Origin of the sequence: Bartonella taylorii 8TBB (assembly GCF_902825155.1) — a bacterium.
GTDB lineage: Bacteria > Pseudomonadota > Alphaproteobacteria > Rhizobiales > Rhizobiaceae > Bartonella > Bartonella taylorii_A.
In genome coordinates this window covers 32,310-49,089 of the sequence record NZ_CADEAG010000008.1, presented here as the reverse complement: position 1 = coordinate 49,089, position 16,780 = coordinate 32,310, and the positions used below count along the sequence as shown (strand labels likewise).

The 16,780-nt window shown below is 38.0% G+C and carries 9 protein-coding genes and 1 pseudogene; 6 read left to right on the top strand and 4 right to left on the bottom strand.

From position 1 onward, the window contains the following. The first annotated feature begins 172 nt into the window (after positions 1 to 172). Both J7R13_RS06915 and J7R13_RS06910 read left to right on the top strand, forming a co-directional pair. Complete coding sequence (locus tag J7R13_RS06915) at positions 173 to 1,018, top strand: TIGR01459 family HAD-type hydrolase (RefSeq protein ID WP_208438036.1); 846 nt, start codon at positions 173 to 175, stop codon at positions 1,016 to 1,018. Next, positions 1,018 to 2,040, top strand: coding sequence for a bifunctional riboflavin kinase/FAD synthetase (locus J7R13_RS06910; RefSeq protein ID WP_208438035.1), 1,023 nt, complete (start codon positions 1,018 to 1,020; stop codon positions 2,038 to 2,040). Before J7R13_RS06915 ends, J7R13_RS06910 begins: the two co-directional genes overlap by 1 nt. Before the next feature lie 221 nt (positions 2,041 to 2,261). Here J7R13_RS06910 and J7R13_RS06905 read toward each other — a convergent pair whose 3' ends face one another. Beyond that, on the bottom strand, positions 2,262 to 2,591 hold the full coding sequence (locus J7R13_RS06905) for a protein tyrosine phosphatase family protein (protein WP_004861252.1): 330 nt from the start codon (positions 2,589 to 2,591) through the stop codon (positions 2,262 to 2,264). A gap of 581 nt (positions 2,592 to 3,172) precedes the next feature. On the opposite strand from J7R13_RS06905, the gene parA reads away from it, so the two are divergent. The 4 genes from parA (at position 3,173) to J7R13_RS06885 (ending at position 8,231) form a co-directional block, all read left to right on the top strand. Continuing rightward, positions 3,173 to 3,802: a ParA family partition ATPase gene (parA, locus tag J7R13_RS06900; protein ID WP_208432854.1), complete on the top strand. Its 630-nt coding sequence runs from the start codon at positions 3,173 to 3,175 to the stop codon at positions 3,800 to 3,802. Then, complete coding sequence (locus tag J7R13_RS06895) at positions 3,799 to 4,029, top strand: hypothetical protein (RefSeq protein WP_208432855.1); 231 nt, start codon at positions 3,799 to 3,801, stop codon at positions 4,027 to 4,029. Before parA ends, J7R13_RS06895 begins: the two co-directional genes overlap by 4 nt. Before the next feature lie 1,685 nt (positions 4,030 to 5,714). Continuing rightward, entirely contained in the window at positions 5,715 to 5,990 is a 276-nt protein-coding gene (locus J7R13_RS06890; RefSeq protein ID WP_208434427.1) for an EexN family lipoprotein, read from the top strand. A gap of 1,818 nt (positions 5,991 to 7,808) precedes the next feature. Continuing rightward, positions 7,809 to 8,231: a flagellar protein FlgN gene (locus tag J7R13_RS06885; protein ID WP_208438034.1), complete on the top strand. Its 423-nt coding sequence runs from the start codon at positions 7,809 to 7,811 to the stop codon at positions 8,229 to 8,231. Positions 8,232 to 8,539: 308 nt separating this feature from the next. Here J7R13_RS06885 and J7R13_RS06880 read toward each other — a convergent pair whose 3' ends face one another. From J7R13_RS06880 to J7R13_RS06870, 3 genes and pseudogenes are all read right to left on the bottom strand, one after another. Further along, positions 8,540 to 11,197, bottom strand: coding sequence for an autotransporter outer membrane beta-barrel domain-containing protein (locus tag J7R13_RS06880; protein ID WP_208438033.1), 2,658 nt, complete (start codon positions 11,195 to 11,197; stop codon positions 8,540 to 8,542). Positions 11,198 to 11,335: 138 nt separating this feature from the next. Then, positions 11,336 to 13,678 (bottom strand): autotransporter family protein, encoded by a 2,343-nt coding sequence (locus J7R13_RS06875; RefSeq protein ID WP_208438032.1) that lies wholly within the window; start codon positions 13,676 to 13,678, stop codon positions 11,336 to 11,338. 556 nt (positions 13,679 to 14,234) lie between these two features. Beyond that, positions 14,235 to 16,471: pseudogene (locus tag J7R13_RS06870) on the bottom strand (autotransporter outer membrane beta-barrel domain-containing protein). Positions 16,472 to 16,780: the final 309 nt, after the last annotated feature.

Genomic DNA, 16,780 nt, shown 5'->3' with positions numbered 1-16,780 from the left:
TAACGATAGCTTTTTGTTTTATCATTTCTCATGATCTCTATACGCGATGCAAAGCGATTAAGAGGGGAAATACAGGGTTGGGAAAGCAGATGACAGAAGAATACTCTTTCGATTAAGTGATTTTGAAGTAAAGACAATTTTGTAAAATGGCAAAGATATAAACAGGTGCAACATGAATGAACTTACCCATATTGATACTGTTATAGCGCATTACGATGCTGTTTTTTGTGATGTGTGGGGTGTTGTGCACAACGGTGTGCACGCATTTGAACCGGCATTGAACGTGTTGCACAAAATTCGACAGATGGGAAAAAATGTCATTTTCTTGACCAATTCACCTCGACCACGCGAAGATGTCATTGCTCAATTACAAAGTATGAATGTTCATAGAGATTATTATGATGCACTTATTACTTCAGGGGATGTGACGCGTGATCTTATTCGCGCTGCTCCGCGGAAAGTTTTTTTCATTGGACAGCAACGTGATTTGATATTGTTCGAAGGGTTAGATTGTGAACTGGTTGAAGAATGGGAAGCCTCTGTCGTGGTTTGTAGTGGTTTTCTTGAAGATCTTGATGAAGAACCATCTGCTTATGAGGAGATGTTTCTTCGTATGCGGGCACGCAATTTGCCTTTTATTTGTGCTAATCCCGATGTGATTGTACATTATGGAAATAAAGAGTTTTGGTGCGCTGGTGTATTGGCGCGCCTTTATCAACAATTGGGGGGAGAGGTGCGCATTGCCGGAAAACCTCATGCGCCCATTTATGAGTGTGCTTTTGAAAAACTTCAAAAAATTCGTGGGAAAGTGGAAAAAAGTCAAGTTTTAGCTATTGGTGACGGTCTTTTGACCGATATCAAAGGTGCATTTCATTTTGGACTTGATGCGCTTTATATCATGGGGGGAATTCATCGTTATGATTATATGCAAAATGGTGTGGTGGATAAGCAAGCGTTGCACTCTTTTCTTGAACGTCATGGCTATAAGCCACAAGCGGTAATGTGGGCCCTTCAGTAATGTCTAACTTTTTGCGTCTTCAGGGGACAAATATGCTTCCTTTGGCTTGGCGGGGAGCGGTGTTAGCACTTGGAAACTTTGATGGTGTTCATTGTGGGCATCAGGTGGTGCTCCAAAAAGCACTTGATTTAGCGCGCGTAAAGAATAGGCCAGCTGTTGTTTTAACCTTTGAACCCCATCCAAGGAGTTTTTTTTGCTTCTCAGCTCCTGTTGATCGCTTGACAGAAGCTGCTGAAAAAGCAGAAATTTTTAAAATTCTCGGGTTTAATGGGGTGATTGAACAGCCATTTGATGCCCATTTTGCGGCTCTTTCAGCGGATGAATTCATCCATGTGATTTTAAAACAAGCTTTTGATGTTTCCGTTGTGGTAACGGGTGAAAATTTTCAATTTGGTCATCAGAGAAGTGGAAATCTACACCTTCTTTGTCAAAGGGGAGAAGAATATGGATTTGAGGTTGTGCAAGTTCCTTGCGTCTCTAGTACGAAAGATCTCCAACAGTTGGTCATTTCTTCTAGTTCTATTCGTAAGCTTCTCTCACAAGGTCAGGTGGAAACAGCAGCCCATTTATTGGGGTATCGTTATCGGGTACGCTCAAATGTTATCCAAGGCGAAAAACTCGGACGCCTTTTAGGGTTTCCTACCGCTAACCAGATGTTATCTCCTCAAGTTAGTTTGGCGCATGGGGTTTATGCAGTACGATTGCGTCGTGCTAACGGTGTTTTGCATGATGGGGTTGCAAGTTTTGGTTGTCGTCCAACGGTTGTTAAAGATGGCGCACCGCTTCTGGAAACTTATTTGTTTGATTTTAACGATGATCTTTATGGAGAAAGTTGTACCGTTTCTTTCTTACAGTTTTTACGAGGGCAAGAAAAATTTGATGGTCTTGAGCCTTTGATTGCGCAAATGCAACGTGATGAAGAAGCAGCAAAAGCAATTTTGGCGGCAATACAACCATTGTCGCAGTTAGATCGATTGCTTACTTTTAAAAATATGCCTTCAGTTGATCTGAAAAAGATATAAGAGCGCCAACGATAGCACTTAAACTGACTATAATCACGAAAATATACTCTAAGACATCATGGAAGATATGTGTTTTTCGTTGTTTCGAGGGGGAAACGAATGTATGGAGATCTGATTTAAGCATGATCTTTATCTTTTTCAGAAACTTATGAAATTTTATGGCTTTTATTATAGTTCAAAAATTTACCGTTTATTTCTTTCTGATCCGTTAAGACTCGTGATTAAAGACAGGCTAAACGATAAAGGTGCATTGAACGTGTTCCGTGGTGGCAATAAGCAAGAAGAGGTACAGATGCTGATTTTAAAATTGTTTTCATGGTTTCAACATCTGATTTTTGTATGGTAGGTGGTACAATAGGAATATGATGTGCTTTTATGCCATATTCGTGTGCTGCTGCTTTAATGGTGGAAAAATCAGGTTGATGAGGATCTTCTTGATCGGGGCGGTTACAGATAATTGTTTTAAAGCCAGCTTGTGCTAATGCTTTGATATTTTCAACGCTGATTTGGGCGCTGATAAAAATATCAGGGCCAATTTGTTGTAAGTTCATCTTTGTTTGTCCTCATAGCTATAGCTACATGATTTTTTCTGCTATGCTATATTATTAAGGTGAAATTTTTTGATGATAACAAAAATGTTCTCTTTGTCGAGAAAAATAGATCTCGTTGGAAAAAAATGAGCCACGATTATTAAGATATTTTATCTCCCTTATATCAATAAAAAAAATCCTTTACTTGCCATGTTAAAAAAGAGATGTGCACGTGAACAAAAACTGTTTTAAAAGTATTCTATATGCTTTTTGGTGAATTGTCTTAATGCAAGGGTAGGTGCAACACGCAGGGTAGTTAATATAATGATACTTTTTCGCATCTGGTTATGTTGGCATCCTTTGTTTGTACTGTACGATGGTGTTTCTGCCCGAGGGTTTTAGGGAAGGATTGATTTTTTAATTGTATTAGCTGTGGCGAAGGATAAGGATGCTTCAAGTATTTAATGGATGCTGTATAGAGTAGGTGTTTGTAGCTTTTCTCGTAAAATAAGAGAGGTGATTGTTTTGCGTGTGTTAGATGCTTGCCTACTTTGTTATTTTCTGTATAATCGTAAAAACGATAAAACTGAAAGGCGTAATTAATGATCATTGGAGTCCTGAATCAAAAGGGGGGTGTAGGGAAAACCACGTTGAGCGTGAATCTTGCTGCTAGCTTTGCACGTACCGGAGCACGTGTGTTGCTTATTGATGTTGACCCGCAAGGGAGTGCATTGGATTGGGCTGCTGCTCGTGAAGGTGATCCTTTGTTTTCAGTTGTTGGTTTGCCGCGTGCAACGGTTCACAAAGAAATTACACAGATTGGCTATAATTATGATCATATCGTTATTGATGGTCCTCCACGCGTGACAGATCTTGCTCGTAGTGCTCTTATGGCTTCCGATTTGGTGCTCATTCCTGTACAGCCTAGTCCATATGATATTTGGGCAGCTGATGGAATTGTGAAGCTTATTGATGAAGCGCGTGTTTATAAAGAAAATCTGAAATCTGCTTTTGTTATTAATCGTAAAATAGTCAATACAGCGATAGGGCGTGATGTGGGCGAAGCTCTTGGAGTATATCCAGTACATGTTCTTTCTGCCAGCGTTGCGCAGCGCGTGATTTTTGCGGAAGCTGCGGCACAGGGGAAGGCTGTTTATGAAGTGGATAAGCAAGGACCAGCAGCAGCAGAGATTGAAGCTGTTGCAGCAGAAATTAAGGAGCTAGAACTATGAGCAAAAAAATTAAGATTGGTACGAAGCCAACCAATAAATCAATTCCTTTAACAGCTGATGCGTGGGTAGGAAACCACAAAGGAACCATGGATGGAGGTATGAAGCGTCTCACCATTGATGTGCCGGAAAGTTTGCATCGTTTGATTAAGATGAGTTGCGCAAGTCGTGGAACAAAAATAGCAGATGAAGTGCGCGAATTGCTTTCACAGAAATACGGAAAAGTGTAAAAAATGATATACGATAATAAGTTTTTATTGACTTGATTATTCTCCTAGGAAGCAGAGGTCATAAATATAAAACTCTGGTGGGATATATTATGATTGTGCAGTGTGCCGGATTTGCTTTGTTTGTTTGCATCTTTTTAAAAAGCTGAATTCAGTAAATCTTGTATTGGCTTGTTGTTTTTGGATTGGATAGGAACCATCGTATAATCCTATTATCGTGAGAAGGTAAATATTGGGTTGTGTAAATGCGCAGTGGACATTGTTGTGCGATATATTCTCGTGATAATGAAAAGAAGGCAATTGTGGCATTCAAATAAATAAAGGTGCGTATATCCGATTTAATTTGTCTAAAGCTCGTCCGTAATTTTACCGGAAATGCCGTACAACATTGTCTTTTAGGACGTTGATAGGTGGCGCATTCATGCATATTAAAAGCAATGTCTTCTCTGCCTAATTTCAGTTTTTTGTATTAAGCAAGTATGGAAGTGTAAAGTTGAAAATATTTAGGGTAGGATTCGCCCAGAGAGTTTAGAAGTGAATTAAGTGCGTTTAGAAGTAAATCACTTTTAAAGGGGCAGTAAGTGGAACGTACTCGAGCGAAGGCAATCTGATTACAAATTGGTGAAGAGAGGAGGAAGCTTCTTCTTTTGGAGCGAAGAGGGTACAAAACATTTGCTATTTTATTTCTGCTGGTGAGGGAAAAGGGTATGTTTTTTTGCTAAGATTAATGTTTTCTGCAAGTTGCAAGTGTACAAGATAAATTTCATCAACAAAACATTTGCGTATAATAAATCACTTTCATGACACGGATTTGCCTAAACGTAATATCGATTGCTCCTTGTATAGCATCTGAATAAATAGGCAGATTTCTTTCATAAAATTGTGTTGATATTGTTTTTAAATGTGAATTTTTTCTTGCTTATTTTATTATAAAAAAGCAGATATTGTAACTTGATAGTAGCGCTAATTATTTTTTTAGCTATACATTTTTTTGTTTTATTAAATTATACTCATGTTGAGAGGGGGGACAAAAATAAATAATGCGTTTACTGATATTGGTGCTTTATAAAACTTACTCTCTTGCAAGTACGTAAAAGAAATCCTTTATCATATCTATTGGTATTGCTTCTTTCCTTTGTGCTGTTTTATGCTCTCACAGTCTTTGATGTAATTGTGGTAGTTCTCAAGAGGGTTATCTCAATTTTTGTTTTGTTGGGATGTAAAGGGTTGTTTTTTTGAGTATTTCTATTGGCATTGTTTTAAACGCACAGCAATTGTATCAAAGCTTTCTTCACTTTTCTGGTGATTTAAGAATGATGAGAGTGCAATTCGTTCATTGAATCTATGTTGTTTTTGCTTACTGGCAAATTGCAATGATTACAGGCATTACAAATGCTTATAATTACTATACGTGTTGCTTCATATCTCATTACGGAGTGGTTTATGAAAGAAAAGAAGCAATTAAAAAGCTTCTTATAAAATGCAAAAGTGTTGCTGAATTTCAAAACCTTCAAACACAATGAGCAGCTGTGCGGGTAATGTTACAAACGCAAGTTACTATCATGCTTCAACATGTTTGTGTTGATGCTGTAAATATTCATCAAAATAAAGTGTTTTAAGCGCGATACAAAGATCACGTGAAAAACAAGGGTTATTATTAAATTGAAGGACAGAAGGGGAATTTAATCATGAATAAATTTATTATAACAGCATTGCTTCTTTATATTGGACTTGTCGTTGCTGGTTGCGAAAAAACCTATAGCGTGGAAGAATTGAAGAAAGATAAAAAATTGCTCGCGGAGGTGAAAGATAAATGCGAGAAGATGGGGCCATCTTCTCTAGAGACATCCAAAAATTGTCAAAATTTTGTACAAGCCGATATGGAACTTTATCAAGAGCATTATAGAAACCTTGCAAAGGAACTTCGTGAAAATACCAAAAAGAGGGATGAAACTGAGAAGTAACAAGACAATAATTAAATATAAAAATATTTATAATAGCTTTTTTTCAAGAACAAGAAAGAGTGCATTTTTTCTTGCACATCAAATACATAGATTTCAGAAAATGAGAAACCTCCTATTCTTTTTGGAGGTTTTCTCTTTTTTAGATGCAAGAGGCAGTTCTTATGAAAGACAATAGTTTTGCGTCTGAAATAATATGAGCACAAGCTGTACTACATTTCTCTATCTCACCAAAAGCCAATGAGTTTTAGGGGTTGTTGTTTTCTGTTTTTTAATAGGGAAAAAATGAAAAAGTCATTCTGAGGAATATTATGTTTTAAGGTAGAATGAAAATATTAAGCTTGATTGTTAAAAATATATATATAAAAAAAATCAAAGATTAACACGAAAATAGTTGTAAGTGACGGTTGAAATTTGCCTGTGATTTATCTCTGCCTTAAAATCTTTCTTTGATTTTATGAGAGTTTGGGGATTTTATGAGATTCTAGGGCGTTCGTTTGCACAGATCCTGAAAAAGCTAAGAGAGCATTGCTAATGCGTTTCTATTACGAGAGCTAAAACAATGACAAAAGCATTGATGGTGACAATCAATGTTGAATAAAGCATAGCGGTTTTTATTGTGTCAGACATAAGAACCTCTTTTTGTTCTTTGTAGTATCAATTTTATGAATAACAGTATACTATAGTCCATAATATATGCTGATACAATGTATGCGGCAAGCTTAAAATCCTTTTTTATAAGGATGAGAGATTGTGAGGATAAGAGGCATTTTAGCCTTATGCAGCATGAAAAAAGTGAAGATTTGTTATATTTCTTTATTTTTTGTACAGGTATTGTATGGCAAAAAACTCTTTTTATACAAATTATCTGTTTAATTTTATACCATAACAAAATTCGCTAAAACTGCTTTATGAAAAAGTATCCAATATGGTTATTAAAGGAGAAGAGCAACAGTATAGCCTCATCCTGAGTGTTGGGAATAGAGGGTTCGCAGTAGAAGCTTTGTTTTTACAGAGTAAATTACTGTTCCTGTGATTTTTTCTTTTACGTATAGAGTGGGCATACAGAAGCGATATTAATAGAGAACTGTACATTGTGGAGTAGAATAATCTGCGAGAAGATTATTGGGGCTGTGCGTTTTTTTATGAACTCTTGAAAGGGTTTCTAAAATCCTATATAGTCGTTCGTTGCAAAGAAAAGCGAATGATAATTAAAAAAAGGCAATCATTGATTATTCTGAGTTATCTTTTTGATATTGTCGCGTGGCTATGTTCAGAAAGTTCTTTTGTTGTGTGTGTAAGATGCTGTGCGTGTGAGTAGTAGAGCAAGTAAAAAGGGTGGATCTTTCTGAATGGATGCAAGCTGATTCTGCGAAGTGCCAAAAGGCATACAGAATGTCAGGTGTGTAGTGAAGCTGAAGGCTGAGGAGATTGAAATGCTGAAATCTTTAAAGAGTTTAACTCTTTATATGCACTAAATTTTTGGTGGCATATGGTTGGTGTCAGTGCGTTGTCATTTTTTCCAAGATAGGCAGAATAAATTTGAAGGTTTCTGATATCTACTGGTAGAGTTTTGAGGATTTGTAGCGTTTTAGAAAATTGGTATCGCGCCAATTGGGAGTTTGGGAGCAAAGCAAAAGAAAGATGTTTCATTTGATGCGTTGAAAGTCGAACAGGTATACGCTTTGAGGATTATTGTGCTGTTATTGGAGTAATATTCACATAATAAATTCAATTGAGTGTACCGGCATTGAAGGGAAGCTGTTTAATCTCCCTTATTTGAGAGCAAGATTGAACAATACTGTTGAAGGGGAAGTAAAAATGTCTGTAATACAATATGGTGATGATAGTTTTGCATCAAAAGCAAAAGTCTTTGATAACACTCTTATTGATCGTGATTGGGCAATGACAAAGTTTGTTGCAGCTGTTAAAGGGTTGGCACAAGTGGTCGATTATGAAAGCAATATGCTAGAAAGCAGTGGTGTTCCAGATTATGAAGAAATAAATTTATGTAAAATACGTGGCTTACGTGACCTGAATAAATCTATAAGTGATATGAAACGCTATATGAATGAAGATATTGAAAATGAGGTTGAGAGTTTGTTATCGGATTTACAAGAAAAATTACATCGTAATAGCGAATTGCTTCAAATACATTTAGATGCAGTCAATGATCTTTCGCAAGTTATGCAGATAACTGCTCGTACAAAAGAAGCAGATGGAATTGGTGATCCAGTTAAGTGATAAAATAATTTGCGTAACGTATGGATTTATCTAGCGGCTATGCGCTTTTTAATCTGTTTCGAGTCTTTAATATTTGGCTTGATAATTTATGAAATTTTAATGCTCCTCACAAAAAAATCCGCTCTTTACTATAAAAGTGGATGATTTTTGAGAGAGGGAGGTGTGTGTATTTCTATTTCGTTGATTGGAAAGTATTTTTGCCCTGATATCAGATGATCTTTTATAAGACTTTTTTTGAGAAATAGCAGACCCCATTAACAAAAGGCAGCATGTACTGCCTTTTGTTAAAATGAACATTGGTTCTTTTCTTAAAAATGGTAACGTATTCCACCAGAAAAACTGGTTCCAGATACACCAGCTTTTTGAAGTTTCTGCCTATAGCTAATATCGCCGTGGAGTGCGATATTTCGAGAGAGGTAGGCATTAACACCAACGCCCCCTTCAATTGAAGCTCCGGTAGAATCAAGATAAAATGTATCGGCAATTTTTATCGTTCCATCATCACCAAAAGCTCTAATGACGTTCAGTTTACCGTAGAAGGAAAGAGCATTGCCTTCTTTTACGGTATTGAGAGTTTGTGTTAAACGCCCACCCATCCGTATCAACCATTGACGCGAATTGCCCATATCAACTTCAAGATTGTTGGCATCCGAAATAACATCAAACATGAGATTCTGATAAATGAATTGTGCTTGTGGCTCAAACGTTAGCCCCTTTGTAGCAGTTGCTAATTTTTTACCAACAGTAGCAGATACACTTAATGCTCCAGTACCATCTAATTTTGCGACATTACCAATGAGAGCTGTGGTAATATCACCTTTCAGAGTACCATAGGAGAGAAGTGTATTTATATATATACCACTGCTATGCTGAATACCATTATAGATTGTAAATGACCATTTATCGAACGTTGTCTTTTCAGAATCTTCCATACCCTTTGGAGTAAAAGCGAGTTTTCCGTATGTGCCTAAAATCCCGAAATATGTATTGATATCTTTACCTTCCAATGCACCTAACACAACACCTATTTGTAAAGCATTATAGTTCACATCAGCACCGTAGCCATAACCCAGTGGGTCACGATTGGAAGACAGGGTAACTCTCTCGCCATAGGATGACAAGAAGATGCCTTTCTTTTTATTATTCTCTGTTCCAAACATTGTTGCTTGTATATTGTCTAGCAGTACGTTTTGATTGCTCACATCAGCGTATCCGGTAGAGAACAGAGAATTGGGCATGACCAAATAGTTTGCTACCTGTGGTAAAAGTGCTCTAATTTTTCTATCTTTGTCAATGTAGGCATTTTGCAGACGGAAATCCCAGAAATCACGGCTATTCTTACCAAAAAGATTCTGGTTAGCATGAGATGTACCCGGTGCATAGGCAGTCAGTACGTATTTATAAGGTAATCCCCCCATCGTCATATAGTTTCCCGCTAACTTGAAGGAATTCTTGTCCGCTTTCCCAGAAACTTGAATGACTGAAATTCCATGGGTTTCTAAAGGAAGTGAAGCCATGCGTTCTTCCCAAACAGAATCGCTATCGGTTATTTTTTTATTCTTTTTTAGAAGATTGATGTGGACTACCGTACTTCCTAATACGTCACCATTGATCACAAGGCGATCGGTTTCTTGCTCAGTTACTGGAGAATGACTGCTCCATTTAGAGTTTAAATGAATCTCTGTAGTCCCTGTTGCACTATAAACCGCTGGTGCATCGGGAGTTCTGTTTTCTTGTTGTAGGTCAGATCCTATAAACAAAGTTTGGTAATGCCCCGCCGCTGGCTTATCAAACACAACCATGCTGTTTGCGAGTTTTAATGTAGAAAGATTAGAATATGATTTTTGATCCACACCAAGCTGCTCATAGACAGGCGAATCTATATCATTATTCAAAATATTCTTATTCGCCTTTAAAAACCATTTTGTACCATTCCTTAGATCAAAAACTGTTCTGTTTCCTTCTAATGTTCTTACTCGCCCTTCCAAAAAAGAATGATCTGCCGTTAACATAAAGGTGTTTGCGGGAGCATCTTCTTCTTTTGTACTTTTCAATAAAACATCAGCACGGACTTCTGAATTTCTAAGGCTAACGCGTGTATTTGGATGTGATCTGTAAACATCAATACCTACGCCATGTTCAACGAGGAGTTTTGTATTTTCTAGCATTATATTACTGGAATTAACTTCCGGAGAAGCAGGATCATCTCCTCCTTCAGTACTTGAAGTATCGTATGCATCTCTAACAACAATACCATGAGCTAAAGCATCACTGGTAACAATTACAGTTGAATCTTTCAGGCGAACTGTACCATTTTTGATCGTCAAACCAGCTATTGACGCCGCCACAGTAACATTTGTTGCCTCAATACTTCCATTCTCTGCCACAGCCAATCCTATAAAATCTGATGAAGCTGTTCCTCTAATCAATTTAACTATCGAATTTTTATTTTGTGCATTTGCGATAACAACTTTGTTGTGCATTCTAATATCATGCCGCGTTACAGTACTCCCTTTCTCAGACTCAATTGTAGGTTGCTCTTCCTCAACTCGTATTGATTTTACAGGTTGTATAGGCCCTAGCTGTTCCAGTGATAGTCCTTTATCTGCGGATTCTGCAGAACTAGGCCTTAAAAGCGTTTGTAATACATTTAGTGCTGGTTGTACAGGCGCTGACTGTGGGGATTCAGAAAGTCTAGGAGGGATATCTTGTGTGGTAGGAGCTGGAGAAGAAGCGTCAGGAGCTGAAGGTTTTCTAGAGTTACCGTTTCCTTCTGTTTTAGATGCCGAGCTCTCAGGCGCTTTTTCTGGGAGATTCGTAAGCTTAACCTCTGTGGCACCGTGTGTAGGTTGTGCAGACGGAACATTTGGCACTACAGCAGCTACTTCTGGAGAGGCATAAGACCAACTGGAATAAGAGCAAAACAGAATTCCAGAAACTGTGCATAGTAAGAAGCGTTTATTCATGTAGATATATCCCTAAATATTTGCTCCCCCCTCTCTCTAATAAAAATAAAAACTATTTAGACCATTATGTTTCTTTTGTAAACCACAAAAGAAACATATATGGTGCTGATTATATTTCAAGATGTGAATAAAAGATTTTTAGAAGCGATAGCGCATTCCACCAGAAAGATATATCCCAGATACACCGGCTTTTTGGAGTTTTTGTTGATAATTAACATCAGCATGAAGCACGATATTTTGAGACAATTGTGCATTCACACCAAGTCCACCTTCAACTGCATCTCCCATGGGATCGAGGTGGAATGTATCACCAATCCGTATTGTCCCCTGATCACCAAAAGCTCTAATGACGTTCAGTTTACCGTAGAGGGAAACAGCGCTTCCTTCTTTGGTTTTAGAGATATCTTGTGTTAAACGACCTCCAACACGAACTAACCATTGGTGAGGGGTTCCTATATTCACGTCAAAGCCATCAACATCTGAGAGGGTGCCAAGCATGAGACGTTGATAGATGAGCTGTGCTTGTGGTTCCAAGACTAATCCTTTAGCGCTGGTTATGAGCTTTTTTCCGATGATGGCCGATACACTCAATGTATTCGTATCATCCAATTTTGCAGTATTTCCTCTGGGGTTTGTGGTGATATTTCCCTTCAGAGCTCCATAGGAGAAGAATGTATTGACATATATGCCATTGTTATGATGAACGCTACCATATGCAGTGAGTGACCATTTATCCAGTGTACTCTTGTCAGAGTCTTCCATATCTTTTGGAGTAAAAGCTAGTTTCCCGTATGTGCCCAAAAGACCAAACTCTGTAGTGAGGCTTTTGTCTTCTAGCACTGCTAATATAACACCTGCTTGTAAGGCAGCATAATTTACATCAGCGCTATAGCCATATTGTAGTGGGCTACGGCTGGAAGATAATGTGACCTTGTTACCATAGGTAGATACAAAGATCCCTTTGTTTTTATTATCCTTTGTTTCAAGGGCTTTTGTTTGCATCGTGTCTAGCAAAGTATTTTGATTATTGACGTCAGAAAGTCCAGCGGAGAATAAAGCTTGAGACATTACCAAATAACTCCCCACTTGAGGCACGAGAGCTTTGATCTTTTCTTCACCATCGAGAGTAGCACTTTGCAAACGGAAATCCCAGAAATTCTCACCTTCTCTCAACAGGTTTTGCTGTGCACTGGCTTTTCCACGGCTTGATGTTGGTCCATAGGCATTCAGCGTATACTTATAGGGCAACCCATTCATTGTGATGTAGCCATTTGCGAGCTTGAAAGCAGACTCTTCTGCTTTTCCAGATACTTGAACGAGCGAGAGACCACGCATGTTGGAGGGAACGGAATCTTCACCCAAAGCTTTTACTTTCTCATTGTTTGAAAGATTATTGAAATGGATTGTTGTGGTGCCTGATACGTTCCCATGAACAAGGAGACGGTCCGTCTTTTGTTGCTCTTTGGCCAGACCATCACTCCATTCAGTATTAAAATAAATCTTTGCATCACCTGTCACATTGTAGACTGCTGCCACATCGAAAAGCCTATTTTGTTCTGGTTCAGACGCATCGGTTGCTCGTCCTACATAGAGGGTTTGATACTGACCCTTTACCAGAGCATGTGGGGCATTAAACACGATAGAGCTATCATTAAGATTCAGTGCTGAAACAACAGAAAGCGCTTTTTGATTAGTGTCGGGGAGCTTCTCCACATAATATAATTCAGCTTCGCCCTTCTTGTCTATTTCAAATTTACTAATCTTTAAGTACCATTTGCTGTTATTTTTCAGAGTAAAAGCCGTTGTATTTTCGGGAAAAGCTTTTACTCTTCCTTCTATAATTGAATTATCGGCAGTTAAGTTAAGAGTACCAGGCTTAGCATCCTCCGTCTCGGTTTTATTTTTTAATAACATATCGGCACGAAGCTCTGAATTTTTAAGGTGAACTTCAGCAACGGCACCTGAGTAATACGGGCCTACAATACCGATACCATCTCTCACAAGAAGCTTTGTATTGATAAGAGTTGCCTTATTGATAACTTCTTCACCCTCTTTGAGATTGGAACTTATGATGTGACTAAAAAAGATACCATAGCTTTTATGTTGCTCAGAGACGGTTATGATGGAATCTTCAACATGGATTGCACCATTTGCAATTTCTAAACCGCGGATGCCAGCTTTTCCGATAATTTCTTTGGCATAAATGCGTCCACTTGTCCATGCAGAAAGTAAAGCCGAATCTGAGCGCAGTGTCGAGTTTTTAATAATAATAGAGGCTTCATCATCAGCAACCGCTGTAGAAAATCCACTGCGGACAAAAACATTACTAAAGGTCTTTTCTTCTCCTCTCTTATCCGCACGAAGCATAATCATTTCAGTAGGTGATTTATCTGCATAGGTTGGACGGAAATGAGAGAAAATCAAAGTTCCAGCAATTGTACATAACAAAAAACTTTTCTTATAAATAGATTTCTTACACATAGATATGCCTTTATTATTGGTATGCCTTTGATGCTTACTTCATTCCCCTGATGGCGCAAGTACCGTGGCGGGTTTATATCATTATATTTTTTATTGTAAAGAACAAAACGAATTATTGAGGCAATACTCTTTAAAACGAGAAAATTGCCTCAGGAAACTTTTTAAAAGGGTTCGTAAAATCAGTGAAAATGAAGTCCTAGAAAACTTACTTTAGTAAGTTTATACCCCAAAAATCCTGTGAAACAGGGTATTTGGAATATGCTTCATCAACTAAAGTTTGTTGTCACGAAAGTTTTATACAGTTAAGGAAAAAGATATCTCCATACTCTCCAAAAGCTTTCAGTTAATTCTTTTGCGCAAGAAAGAAGAGCGGAAATATGCATTACGTATTCTATATTTTAGACATAAAATGAAAAAATCGAAATATCTTATATTTTTTCTTTCTTAAAGAAAAAGAGAGACTATAATAAAATAATTCCAATTTTTATAAATCGAAAAAAGTGCAATATACCTTTCTTTATATTAAAGTGTATAGTGCACTTTTATTTGCTTTATTTTAGAAGCGATAGCGCATTCCACCAGAAAGATATATCCCAGATACACCGGCTTTTTGGAGTTTTTGTTGATAATTAACATCAGCATGAAGCACGATATTTTGAGACAATTGTGCATTCACACCAAGTCCACCTTCAACTGCATCTCCCATGGGATCGAGGTGGAATGTATCACCAATCCGTATTGTCCCCTGATCACCAAAAGCTCTAATGACGTTCAGTTTACCGTAGAGGGAAACAGCGCTTCCTTCTTTGGTTTTAGAGATATCTTGTGTTAAACGACCTCCAACACGAACTAACCATTGGTGAGGGGTTCCTATATTCACGTCAAAGCCATCAACATCTGAGAGGGTGCCAAGCATGAGACGTTGATAGATGAGCTGTGCTTGTGGTTCCAAGACTAATCCTTTAGCGCTGGTTATGAGCTTTTTTCCGATGATGGCCGATACACTCAATGTATTCGTATCATCCAATTTTGCAGTATTTCCTCTGGGGTTTGTGGTGATATTTCCCTTCAGAGCTCCATAGGAGAAGAATGTATTGACATATATGCCATTGTTATGATGAACGCTACCATATGCAGTGAGTGACCATTTATCCAGTGTACTCTTGTCAGAGCCTTCCATATCTTTTGGAGTAAAAGCTAGTTTCCCATATGTGCCCAAAAGACCAAACTCTGTAGTGAGGCTTTTGTCTTCTAACACTGCTAATATAACACCTGCTTGTAAGGCAGCATAATTTACATCAGCGCCATAGCCATATTGTAGTGGGCTACGGCTGGAAGATAATGTGACCTTGTTACCATAGGAGGATAAGAAGATTCCTTTCTTTTTGCGCGTTTCAGGATCAAACACTCTTATTTGTGTATTTTTAAATAGTGTATTTTGATCGTTCACATCAGCGTATCCAGCGGAGAATATAGCATTAGGCATCACCAAATAGTTTGCTACTTGTGGCGCAAGTGCTCTGGTTTTTTCTCAGGATCAAGGTGGATATTTTGCAGACGGAAATCCCAAAAACTCTCATCTTTTCCCAAGAGGTTTTGGTTAACATCAGCCTTTCCATTGCTTGATGTGGGGCCGTAAGCGTTCAATACATATTTATAAGGTAAACCATCTATTGTAGTATAGCCATTTGCAAGTTTGAAAGAGGTTTCTTCTGCTTTTCCAGAAACTTGAACGAGTGAGAGACCGCGCCTATTAAAGGGAACAGATTTTTTTGCTTTTTTGCTTTCATTTTTCGAAAGATTGTTGATATAAATTGTTGTAGTACCTGACACATTGCCATGAATAAGAAGTCTATCAGATTTTTGTTGTTCTGTTGGTACACCATCACTCCATTCAGTATTAAAATAAATCTTTGCATTGCCTGTTGCAGTGTAGACTGTTTTGTTTGTTATGGTGTTATTTATGGTGTCAGGTGTCTTAGTCCCTATATGTAATGTTTGATATTGGTCTTGCGTTGGTTTCTTAAAAACAATGTTACTATCGTTGAGATTAAGCATAAAAACCGTGGAATGTAATTTCTTTGTCAGATCAAATGGTTGGCTGTTATTGTTGTTTGTACTGGCCTTTAAATACCATGTTGTGCCATTGATCAAACTCAAGACTGTTTGGGTAGGGTTTCTCTCTGAATCTTTTGCACTTCCTTCTAAAATAGAGTGGTCTGCGATTACGCTGGATTCGCCAGAAACACCTTGATTTGGGCGGCCTATTAATAAAGTGTTGGCACGGATTTCTGAATCTTTGAGTATGATTTTTGATTGGTTTCCTCGTACTGTGAGTCCATTGCTATCGGTATGTATATGAGCATCTACTAGCTCAATTTGTCCACCACATGTTGCAAAAATAACAGATCGCCACCCCGTCGTGGTAAGTGTCCCTCCTTTCATGGTGATTTTTGACTGTTCATTTTGTGCTTGTAGACCTATATCATTGGTTTCTATAGAAACATCGATAAGATCAATTTTTCCGCCAGAACTTGCTAAAACAGCAGGATTTATTCTGGTTATAGACAATGTTTCTCCCGACGTTGTAATTGTTCCTCTCTTCATTGTGACTTTTGATTGCTCATTTTGCGCTTGTAATCCAACATTGCGTGCGTTCATAGAAACATCGATAAGATCGACTTGTCCTCCAGAACCAGCTAAAACAGCAGGTTGTAAGCCAGTTGTGGTCATCGATCCTCTTATCATGATGACTTTCGATTGCGCATATTGTGCTTGTAGTCCTTGCGTCATTAATATCTCATCTTCTTCTTGTGGCTTTTGTGTCAGTGTTCCATCATCATTGGTATGTACAACGACGTCTGTAAGATAAATCTGCCCGCCAGAATTAGCTAGGACTGCAGGTTGAGCACCAGCGGTGGTAAGCGTTCCTCCTTTCATGGTGATTTGCGACTGTAAACCATTGGCTGAGAGTCCGTGGTCATTGGATAAGATTTCAATATTATTCTCTAAGGTTATTTTACTTTCTTTTTCGGCATAGACGCCCATATTGTCTCCTTGGATTGAGCCGCCAGATATTGTTATTTGAGAGTTATCATTTGC